We start from the raw sequence: 10,037 nt of genomic DNA on the forward strand, positions 1-10,037 counted from the left end.
GCCGCCCCTGCGGGTCTCCCCCCCCGGGGGGGTGTGTGATTTGGGGGGCCCGTGGTTGTGGGGGGGGGGGGGGGCGGCGGGGGGGGGGCCGGCCCCGCCCCGGCCGCGGGTGCGTCGGGCGTCAGGCCGCCTGGGCGCCGTTGATGAAGCTGACCGCGTCGCCGACCGTCGTGAGGTTCTTGACCTCGTCGTCGGGGATGCGGACGTCGAACTTCTCCTCGGCGAGGGTGACGATCGTCATCATCGACAGCGAGTCGATGTCCAGGTCGTCGGTGAAGGACTTCTCGGGCAGGACGGAGTCGGCCGGCAGGCCCGTCTCCTCGCTGACGATCTCGGCCAGGCCGGCCAGGATCTCCTGCTCGCTGTGCGCCATGGATGTCTCCTCGGGTGGGATGGTGCTCGGACGAAACGTGCTGACGGTACCGGCCGGTCGTGCCCGGCCCGCCCCACGGGATCAGGGCAGGACGACGACCTGCGCGGCGTAGACGAGGCCCGCGCCGAAGCCGATCTGCAGGGCCAGCGCGCCGGACGGCACCTGGCCCTCGCGGAGGAGGCGCTCGGCGGCCAGGGGGATCGACGCGGCGGACGTGTTGCCGGTGTCGGCGATGTCGCGGCCGACGACGACGGACTCGGGCAGCTTCAGCTGCTTGATCATCTGGTCGATGATCCGCATGTTGGCCTGGTGCGGCACGAACGCCTCGATGTCCTCGGGGCGGACGCCGGCGGCGTCCATGGCCTTCTGCGCGACCGGGGCCATCTGCCAGACGGCCCACTTGAAGACGCTCTGGCCCTCCTGGCGCAGCGTGGGCCAGCCGGCGCCCTCGTCGCGCGTCGCGAGCCAGGAGTGCGTCTGGCGGATGGCGTGCGCCTGGCCGCCGTCCGAGCCCCAGACCGTCGGGCCGATGCCGGGCGTGTCGGACGGGCCGACGACCACGGCGCCGGCGCCGTCGCCGAGCAGGAAGGAGATCGTCCGGTCGGTCGGGTCGACGAACTCGCTCATCTTCTCGGCGCCGATGACGAGCACGTGGCGGGCGGTGCCGGCGCGCACGAGGGCGTCGGCCTGGCCGACCCCGTAGCAGAAGCCGGCGCACGCGGCGGAGATGTCGAACGCCGCGGCGGGCGTGGCGCCGATCCGGTCGGCGACGATCGCGGCGCCCGCGGGCGTCTGGTGGAAGTAGGTGACGGTCGAGAGGATGACCGCGTCGATGTCCGCACCGGTCAGGCCGGCGTGGTCGAGCGCGGCGCGCGCGGCACCCTCGGCGAGGTCGAGCACGTCGGTGCCCGCCTCGGCGCGGCGCCGCGTCACGATGCCGGTGCGCTGACGGATCCACTCGTCCGACGAGTCGATCGGGCCGACGAGGTCGTCGTTGGGGACGACACGCTCGCCGCGCACCCCGCCGATGCCGAGGATGCGGGTGTGCGCGGGGCCGGTGGCCTGCGTGAGGGTCGGACGGGTCACGACGTGCTCTCCTGCGTGGTCGTCGAGGGGGACGGCTGCGCGCCGCCGGCGTGGCGGCGCACGAGGTCGCGCGCCGCGTCGAGGTCGGCGGGCGACTTCAGCGCCACGGTCTCGACCCCGGGCAGCGTACGCCGCGCGAGGCCGGTGAGGACCCCGCCGGGCGCCACCTCGAGCAGGCCCGTCACGCCGAGGTCGGCGAGCGTGCCCTGGCAGAGGTCCCAGCGGACCGGGCGGGCCACCTGCGCGACGACGCGGTCGAGCGCGTCGGCGCCGGTGCTGACGACGGCCCCGTCGGCGTTGCCGAGCAGCGTCACGACGGGGTCGCGCGGCGCGACGCGCGCAGCCGCGGCGGCGAGCTCGTCGACCGCCGGCGCCATGTGGGAGGTGTGGAAGGCACCCGCCACCTGGAGCGGCACGACCCGCGCGCGGGTCGGCGGCTCGGCGGAGAGCGCCGCGAGGGCGTCCAGCGTGCCGGCGGCGACGACCTGGCCGCCGCCGTTGACGTTCGCGGGCACGAGGCCGAGGGCCTCCAGCCGGGCGAGCACCTCGTCGGGGTCGCCCCCGAGGACGGCGCTCATGCCCGTCGGGGTGGCCGCCGCCGCACGGGCCATGGCCGCGCCGCGCACGGCGACGAGCGCGAGCGCGTCGTCGTCGCTGAGCACGCCCGCGACGGCGGCGGCGGCGAGCTCGCCGACCGAGTGGCCGGCGGCGGCGTCGACGCGCCCCGGCACGGCCTGCGCGAGGTCGGTCCCGAGGGGCGCGCCGAGCACGGCCCGCAGGCTGGCGAGCGCGGTGGCCACCAGCAGCGGCTGCGCCACCGCGGTGTCGCGGATCGTCTCGGCGTCGGACGTGGTGCCGTGGGCGACGAGGTCCGCCCCGGTGACCTCGCTCGCGCGGGTCAGGAGGTCGGCGACCCCGTCGACCTCGAGCCAGGCGGCGAGCATGCCGGGGGACTGGGCGCCCTGACCAGGGCAGGCGACGACGAGCACCCGTCCACTGTGCCGTCCCGGCCCGCGGTCACCCGGTCACGGCTCCCACCAAGCTCGGTGGCCAGCCTTGTCGCACCTGTACAAAGGCGGCACCCGTGGGCGCCGCGCGTCCGGGACGCCGTCGGTGCTAGCCCCGGGCGGCGTCGAGGCGCCCGACCGCCAGCGCCGTCTGCAGCACGTACGACTCGCGGGCGTCGAGCGGGTCCCACCCGGTGACGTCCGCGACGCGGCGCAGCCGGTAGCGGACGGTGTTCGGGTGCACGTACAGGCTGCGCGCCGCGGCCTCGAGCGACCGGCCGGCCCCCAGGTACGCGGACAGCGTCTCGAGCAGCGACCCCTGGCTCGCCGCCAGCGGGGCGAACGCCCGCTCGACCAGCGCGCGCCGGGCGTCGGCGTCGCCCACCAGCACGCGCTCGGGGAGCAGGTCGTCCGCGAGCACGGGCCGCGGCACCTGGTCCCACCCGGCGGCGGCCTGCAGCCCCGCGAGGGCCGCGCGCGCGGACGCCGTGCTCTCGACGAGCCCCGGCGCGGCGGGCCCGATGACGACGGGTCCCGGTCCGAACCGCGGGAGCAGCGTCATGGCCGCGGCCCGCAGGTCGCCCTCGCCGCCGAGGAAGACGACGAGCCGGTCCCCGAGGATCCCGACGAGGGCGTCGTCGGCCGCGCGGCGGGTCGCACGGCGCAGGTCGGCGACCCGCACCTCGTCCAGGTGCGCCGTCGTCGTGCCCACGACCACGAGCGTCGCGCCGCGGCCGCTCCAGCCGATGGCCGCGACGCGGGACCGCAGCGCGTCGTCGGCGTCGCCCCGCACGAGGGCGTCCACGACGAGCGCCTCCAGCCGGGCGTCCCAGCCGCCGCGGACCTCGGCCGCACGGGCGTAGACCTCGGCGGCCGAGAAGGCGACCTCGCGCGAGTAGCGGAGCACCGCCTCGCGCAGCTCCCGCTCCGCACCCGGCGCCGCGAGCCGGTCGCTGTGCGTCTCGACGACGTCGACGACGACCCGGACGAGCTGCAGCGTGTGCTGCAGGGAGATCGACCGCGTCAGCTCGGGCGGCGCGGCCGCGAAGATCTCGCCCACGCCGTGGGGCGGCCGGGTGGGGTCGGCGAACCAGGTGACGAAGGCCGTGATGCCGGCCTGCGCGACGAGGTTGACCCACGAGCGGTCCTCCGCCGGCAGCGCGCGGTACCACTCGAGGTCGGCGTCGAGCCGGCGCATGGCGGCCACGGCGAGCTGGCCGGCACCCTCGCGCACGCGGCGCTGCGTCTCGGTGCCGCCCGGGTCGGTGGCGTCGGCGGTCCGGCCGCGCCCCGGCCGGACCGGACGCCCGCGCACCGTGCTCGGACGGGCGCGCGCGACGACCGGGTGCGCCCCGTCGGCGACGTCGTCCGGAGGCGCCGCGCCGGTGCGGTCAGCGGTCGAGGGGGGCGTCATGGGGCCGAGCATAGGCGCGGCCGTTGTGGGGAGTCGACAAAGGTTACGGCCCCCGCAGCAGGTGCCGAGCCCCTCCCGGACAGGTGCGCACGGGACAGAACGGATAGGGTCTCGGCATGGCTCTCCTGCCTCGTCTGCGCCAGCTCATGCGGCGACCCACGTCGGCCTCCCGGGTCGGCGCGCGTCGTCCGACGACCGCCGCCCGCCGTGGTGACACCCTCCACGAGGACGCGTTGCGCTCGATGCTGAGCGACGACCCCAACAACGAGCGCGCGTTCCAGGCCCTCGCGGAGATCGTCCGCCGCCGGGCTGCCGAGCAGGTCCACGAGGAGGACCCGCTGACCGCCCCGAACGTCGAGCACGAGCGGCAGCACGCCGCGGACCTCGCCGTGTGGTCGCTCGGCGAGGAGCTGTCGGGCAACCCCCGCGCCTGGTACCCGCTCGTGGAGGTCGCCCGCCTGTCGGTCCGCGACGACCACGAGGGCACCATCCGCCGGCTCACGACCGCGGCGGAGCGGGACACCACCGGGCGTGCACTCGTCGAGGCGCTCGCCCTGCTGTGCGACGCCGGCCTGCCGGTCGACGCGCTCAACCTGGGCGTGGGGCACTGGCGCCCGCGCGAGCAGGACCCCGAGGTCGCGCGCCAGCTCGTCCGCGCCGCGGTCGAGGCGGGCCGCCCGCTCGACGCGAAGCAGCACCTCGCGTCGCTCGACCTCTACCCCGACCAGAAGGCGATCGCCGACCTGCGCGCCGAGCTGACCCGCCAGGTCGCCCAGGCGGAGCAGTCGATCCCCGGCACCTGACGCCTCGGGGGACGCGCGCGTCGGGCGGCGTCCCCGCCGCGCACGTCGCACCTCCGCACGCCTCACCTCGCAGCGCCTCACCCCGAACGCCGACGAGCGGGCGGTCCCGGTCTCCCGGGGCCGCCCGCTCGTCGCGTTCAGCGGGGGTCCTTCAGCAGACGGGGCGACCCGTCAGGAGTCGCCGCCCGTGTTGCCGGACGTGCCGGCGGTGACGTCGTGCAGGCGGTACCGCTCGATGGCCTGCGCCGGCAGCGACGCGTCGACCTTGCCCTCGAGCACGAGCTGCTGCAGCACGCGCACCGCGGTCGACGGACCGTCGATCTTGAAGTGCCGGCGGGCCGCCGCACGCGTGTCGGAGAAGCCGAAGCCGTCCGCGCCGAGCGTGGCGTAACGGCCGGGCACCCACGCGCGGACCTGGTCGGCGACGAGGTGGTCGTAGTCCGTCGTCGCGACGAACGGGCCCTCCGCGCCCTGCAGCTTCGACGTGAGGTACGGGGTGCGCGGCTGCTCGCCCGGGTGGAGGAACGCCTGCTGCTCGACGGCGAGCGCCTCGCGGCGCAGCTCGTTCCAGCTCGTCACCGACCACACCGCGGCGCGGACGCCCCAGTCCTCGGCGAGGAGCTGCTGGGCCTCGAGCGCCCACGGCACCGCGACGCCGGACGCGAGGATCTGGGCGCGCGGCCCGTCGCCCTCGGCCGGTGCGATGAGGTGGATGCCCTTGAGGACGCCCTCGACGTCGACGTCCGCCGGCTCGGCCGGCTGCACCATCGGCTCGTTGTAGACCGTCAGGTAGTAGATGACGTTCTGGTCGCGGCCGTCGGACCCGTCGCCGTACATGCGCTCGATGCCGTCGCGCACGATGTGCCGGATCTCGTAGCCGTACGCGGCGTCGTAGTGGACGACGTGCGGCATGGTGCCCGCGAGGAGCGGCGAGTGCCCGTCGGCGTGCTGCAGGCCCTCGCCGGTCAGGGTCGTGCGACCGGCCGTGGCGCCGATGAGGAAGCCGCGCGCCATCTGGTCGCCGGCGGCCCAGAACTGGTCGCCGGTCCGCTGGAACCCGAACATCGAGTAGTAGAAGTAGAACGGGATCAGCGGCTCGCCGTGCGTCGCGTACGACGTGCCGACGGACTGGAACGCCGCGGCGGAGCCGGCCTCGTTGATGCCCGTGTGCATGATCTGCCCGGCCTCGCTCTCCTTGTAGGAGAGCATCAGCGCCCGGTCGACGGCCATGTAGTTCTGGCCGTTCGTGTTGAAGATCTTGGCGCTCGGGAAGATCGAGTCGAGGCCGAACGTGCGCGCCTCGTCGGGGATGATCGGGACGAGCCGGTGCCCGAACTCCTTGTCCTTCAGCAGGTCCTTGAACAGGCGCACGAGCGCCATGGTCGTGGCGACCTCCTGCGTGCCGGACCCCTTCGCCAGGCCCTCGTACAGCTTGGGCTCCGGCAGGTTCAGCTTGGTGTGCGCCGTGCGGCGCTCCGGGACGAACCCGCCGAGCTGGCGGCGGCGCTCCAGCATGTACTGGATCGCCGGGTCCTCGGGCCCCGGGTTGTAGTACGGCGGCAGGTACGGGTCGGCCTCGATCTGCTCGTCGCTGATCGGGATGTGCAGCGAGTCGCGCAGCGTCTTGAGCTCGTCGACCTTGAGCTTCTTCATCTGGTGCGTGGCGTTGCGGCCCGCGAAGCCGGAGCCCAGGCCGTAGCCCTTGATGGTGTGGGCGAGGATGACCGTCGGCTGCCCGGTGTGCTCGCGCGCGGCCTTGTAGGCGGCGTAGAGCTTGCGGTAGTCGTGGCCGCCGCGCTTGAGCGCCCAGATCTCGTCGTCCGTCATCTTCTCGACGAGCGCCTTGGTCCGCGGGTCGCGGCCGAAGAAGTGCTCGCGGATGAACGCGCCGTTCTCCGCGCGGAACGTCTGGAAGTCGCCGTCGGGCGTCGAGTTCATCAGGTGCACGAGCGCGCGGTCCTTGTCGGCGTTGAGCAGGGTGTCCCACTCGCGGCCCCAGATGACCTTGATGACGTTCCAGCCGGCGCCGCGGAACTGCGCCTCGAGCTCCTGGATGATCTTGCCGTTGCCGCGCACGGGGCCGTCGAGGCGCTGCAGGTTGCAGTTGACGACGAACGTCAGGTTGTCGAGGTTCTGCTGCGCCGCGTGCTGCAGCATGCCGCGCGACTCGGGCTCGTCCATCTCGCCGTCGCCGAGGAACGCCCAGACGTCCTGCTGGCTGGTGTCCTTGATGCCGCGCGACTGCAGGTACTTGTTGGTCCACGCCTGGTAGATCGCGGACGCCGGGCCGAGGCCCATCGACACCGTCGGGAACTCCCACAGCTCCGGCGCGAGGCGCGGGTGCGGGTAGGACGGCAGGCCGCCACCGGGGTGCGAGACCTCCTGGCGGAACCCGTCGAGCTGGTGCTCGCTCAGGCGGCCCTCCAGGAAGGCGCGGGCGTAGACGCCGGGGGAGGCGTGGCCCTGGAAGTAGACCTGGTCGCCGCCGCCCGGGTGGTCCTTGCCGCGGAAGAAGTGGTTGAGGCCGACCTCGGTGAGGGTCGCGACCGACGCGTACGACGAGATGTGACCGCCGACGGCCACGCCCGGGCGCTGCGCGCGCGTCACCATGACGGCGGCGTTCCAGCGGATCCAGGAGCGGTAGCGCCGCTCCATGGCCTCGTCACCGGGGAAGTACGGCTCGTTGTGCACCGCGATGGTGTTCACGTACGGGGTGTTCAGCGAGGCCGGGACGGCCACGTTCCGCTGCCGTGCGTGCCGGAGCATGCTCATCAGGACGTACCGCGCGCGCGGGCCGCCCTTCTCGTCGATCAGGCCGTCGAGCGACTCGACCCACTCGCCGGTCTCCTCCGGGTCGATGTCGGGGACCTGGCTGAGCAGGCCGCCGATCAGCGGGCCCGTCTCGTCGATGGAAGCCACGGGGTGCTCCTTCGCGTCTCGTGCGCCCCCGAGCGGTCCGCCCCGGTGCGCCTGGCAGTCCCGCGGTCGGCGTCTCGCACGGGTGGCGAGCGGGCGCAGCTGCGGGTATCCGGACCATTCTCGGACGAGCCGGCCCGGAAAGTCACACCGGTGACCGTGACGTCCGCGACACGGCCGACGGCGACGGGACCGCGGCGGCGTGCCGGGGGGACACGCGCGGCCTGCGCGGACGTCCGTCGGGCCGCCCGGGGCCCATGTGGGCTAACGTGTCCCGACATCGGCAGGCGGTCCCGTCAGGAGGGTCCGCCGGTGGGGGCCACGGCCCCCGTCGCAGCCGTCGGGCAGAAGGGAACGGGCCGGACGTGTCTTCCACCGCGGACGACGCCGCGACGCAGGCCGCTCGTCTCGGCTTCGTGGCCGGGCAGGTCGTGCAGGAGCTGGGGTACGACGACGACGTCGACGAGGACCTCCGCACGGGTCTCGAGACGCTGACGGGCAACGAGCTCGTCGACGAGGACTACGACGACGTCACGGACGGCGCGGTCATCTGGTTCCGGGACGACGACGGCGACCTGACCGACTTCCTCGTCGACGCCATGACGGTGCTCGAGGACAACGGCCCGATCTGGGTCTTCTCGCCGAAGGCCGGCCGTCCCGGGCACGTCAAGCACAGCGACATCGAGGAGGCCGCGACCACGTCGGGCCTGCACGCGATGACGACGTTCTCGATCGGCCCGGACTGGTCCGCCACCCGCCTGTCCACCCGCGGCCGCGGCAAGTGAGCCACCGGTGAGCGTCCCCGCCGTCGGGGACGTCGCACCGGATCTCACGCTCCCCGACACGCACGGCACGCCCGTCACGCTGTCGGACCTGCGCGGCGCGCCCGTCGCGCTCGTGTTCTTCCCCTTCGCGTTCTCACGCGTCTGCGGGAGCGAGCTGTGCGAGCTGCGCGACAACCTCGCCGACTTCACGGGGGCCGGCGTGACGCTGCTCGGCATCTCCTGCGACTCGACGTTCGCGCTGCGCGCGTGGTCGGAGCAGGAGCGGCACGGCTTCGACCTGCTGTCGGACTTCTGGCCGCACGGCGCCGCGGCGCGGGCCTACGGCGTGTTCGACGAGGAGCACGGCCTGGCGCTGCGCGGCAGCTTCCTGCTCGACGCGCAGGGCGTCGTCCGGTGGTCGGTGGTCAACCCGCGCGGTCGGGCGCGCCCTCTCACCGCGTACCGCGAGGCGCTGGCGACGCTTGCGTGACGACCGGGTCGGCTCGGCGCGGCCGCTCCGCGGTGTAGCGGAGCATGTCCCGCCGTTCCCCTGCGATCTCACGATGACCGAGCAGCAGCCCCTCGCACCGGTAGCCCGCGCGCTCGGCGACGCGCACCGAGCCGGTGTTCCAGGGCTCGATGTCGAGGGCCACGTGGGTCAGTCCCGGCAGCGTCCAGGCAAACTGCGTGAGCGCCGCGAGCGCGTCGGCGCCGTAGCCCTTGCGCCGCGCCGACGGGACGATCGCGTACCCGGCCGTGGCGCGCCCGTGCGCCGGCTCCCGCAGCCACAACCCGCAGTGGCCGACCGCGACGCCGGTCGCGGCGACGGTGACGGTGAACGAGAAGCCGGCGCCCTCGCCGTGGCGCGCGCGCTGGCGCTCCACCCACGCCAGCGCCTCCTGCGGGCCCGCGTCGGGCGGCAACGTGCCGACCAGGGGCACGTACGGGTCCGTCGACAGCTCGCGCGCCATGGGCACGTCCGAGTCCTCGACGGGCCGCAGGAGCACCCGACCGTGCGCGGGTGGCGCGAGCGGCCAGCCCGGAAGAGGCGAGGAGGGCACGCACCCACGCTAGGGGGACCTCGTCGCCGTCGCGTCCGTCCGGGAACGGTGGCCCGGCCGGTTCCGCGGCGCGTGCCTAGGCTGTGCGCGTGCAGACGATCGCGACCGGCCACGGCCGCCGCCTCGCTCTCGACACGGTGGGCGACGCCGCCGGTCCGCCAGTCGTGGTCCTGCCCGGCGGTCCGTGCCGCGGGCCGGAGTACCTCGGCGACCTCGCCGGGCTGGCCGCCGTGCGGCGCCTCGCGGTGGTCCACCCCCGTGGCACGGCGTCCACGGGAGGGCTCTCGCGCGGCTGGTGGCGCGACGCCGAGGACGTTCCGGCCGTGCTCCGTCACCTCGGCGGCGCGCCTCTCGACGTGCTCGCGCACTCGGCCGGAACCCGGCTCGCGCTCGCCCTCGCCGCCCGGTTCCCCGGGCAGGTGCGCTCGCTGACGCTCGTGACGCCGCCGAGCACCTGGCTGACCGGCGCCCCGCACGACGGCGCGGACCTCGTGGCGGCGCGCCGCGACCCCGTCGTCGACACCGCGTGGGCGGCTCTGTGCGCGGCGGGTGACACCGCCGACGAGGCGACCTTCCAGCGCGCACTCACCGACGCCGCGCCGGCGGGCTACGC

10 protein-coding genes are annotated in these 10,037 nt (G+C 74.8%); 4 read left to right on the forward strand and 6 right to left on the reverse strand.

The window, feature by feature from the left end:
- Positions 1-121: 121 nt before the first annotated feature.
- The 4 genes from ACFUMH_RS17215 to ACFUMH_RS17230 all read right to left on the reverse strand — a co-directional run bounded on the left by ACFUMH_RS17215 (position 122) and on the right by ACFUMH_RS17230 (position 3,880).
- Positions 122-373, reverse strand: coding sequence for an acyl carrier protein (locus ACFUMH_RS17215; protein WP_378208454.1), 252 nt, complete (start codon positions 371-373; stop codon positions 122-124).
- 81 nt (positions 374-454) lie between these two features.
- Entirely contained in the window at positions 455-1,459 is a 1,005-nt protein-coding gene (locus ACFUMH_RS17220) for a beta-ketoacyl-ACP synthase III (protein WP_378208457.1), read from the reverse strand.
- Positions 1,456-2,448 (reverse strand): ACP S-malonyltransferase, encoded by a 993-nt coding sequence (locus tag ACFUMH_RS17225; protein WP_378208459.1) that lies wholly within the window; start codon positions 2,446-2,448, stop codon positions 1,456-1,458. Before ACFUMH_RS17225 ends, ACFUMH_RS17220 begins: the two co-directional genes overlap by 4 nt.
- A 127-nt stretch (positions 2,449-2,575) precedes the next feature.
- On the reverse strand, positions 2,576-3,880 hold the full coding sequence (locus tag ACFUMH_RS17230) for a PucR family transcriptional regulator (protein WP_378208461.1): 1,305 nt from the start codon (positions 3,878-3,880) through the stop codon (positions 2,576-2,578).
- 116 nt (positions 3,881-3,996) lie between these two features.
- Between ACFUMH_RS17230 and ACFUMH_RS17235 the strand changes: the two genes are divergently transcribed.
- Entirely contained in the window at positions 3,997-4,683 is a 687-nt protein-coding gene (locus ACFUMH_RS17235; protein WP_378208463.1) for a hypothetical protein, read from the forward strand.
- 171 nt (positions 4,684-4,854) lie between these two features.
- Here ACFUMH_RS17235 and aceE read toward each other — a convergent pair whose 3' ends face one another.
- On the reverse strand, positions 4,855-7,602 hold the full coding sequence (gene aceE, locus ACFUMH_RS17240) for a pyruvate dehydrogenase (acetyl-transferring), homodimeric type (protein WP_378208465.1): 2,748 nt from the start codon (positions 7,600-7,602) through the stop codon (positions 4,855-4,857).
- Positions 7,603-7,964: 362 nt separating this feature from the next.
- Here aceE and ACFUMH_RS17245 point away from each other — a divergent pair, with 362 nt between their 5' ends.
- On the forward strand, positions 7,965-8,384 hold the full coding sequence (locus ACFUMH_RS17245) for a DUF3052 domain-containing protein (protein WP_378208468.1): 420 nt from the start codon (positions 7,965-7,967) through the stop codon (positions 8,382-8,384).
- A 7-nt stretch (positions 8,385-8,391) separates the two neighbouring features.
- Positions 8,392-8,853, forward strand: a complete 462-nt coding sequence (locus ACFUMH_RS17250) for a peroxiredoxin (RefSeq protein WP_378208473.1) — start codon at positions 8,392-8,394, stop codon at positions 8,851-8,853.
- On the opposite strand, the gene ACFUMH_RS17255 is transcribed toward ACFUMH_RS17250, so the two are convergent.
- On the reverse strand, positions 8,816-9,424 hold the full coding sequence (locus ACFUMH_RS17255; RefSeq protein ID WP_378208475.1) for a GNAT family N-acetyltransferase: 609 nt from the start codon (positions 9,422-9,424) through the stop codon (positions 8,816-8,818). The two genes, ACFUMH_RS17250 and ACFUMH_RS17255, sit on opposite strands and share 38 nt — an antisense overlap.
- An 89-nt stretch (positions 9,425-9,513) precedes the next feature.
- Between ACFUMH_RS17255 and ACFUMH_RS17260 the strand changes: the two genes are divergently transcribed.
- Positions 9,514-10,037: alpha/beta hydrolase (locus ACFUMH_RS17260; protein WP_378208477.1), on the forward strand; the 524-nt coding region annotated here is incomplete at its 3' end.

It is taken from the genome of Cellulomonas sp. NPDC057328 (assembly GCF_042667215.1).
In the GTDB taxonomy this organism is placed as follows: Bacteria; Actinomycetota; Actinomycetes; order Actinomycetales; family Cellulomonadaceae; genus Cellulomonas.

What these genes read in the sequence shown, in the direction of transcription:
- ACFUMH_RS17230 (WP_378208461.1), bottom strand. Translation starts at nt 3,880, where the DNA reads ATGACGCCCCCCTCGACCGCTGACCGCACCGGCGCGGCGCCTCCGGAC.
- ACFUMH_RS17235 (WP_378208463.1), top strand. Translation starts at nt 3,997, where the DNA reads ATGGCTCTCCTGCCTCGTCTGCGCCAGCTCATGCGGCGACCCACGTCG.
- ACFUMH_RS17215 (WP_378208454.1), bottom strand. Translation starts at nt 373, where the DNA reads ATGGCGCACAGCGAGCAGGAGATCCTGGCCGGCCTGGCCGAGATCGTC.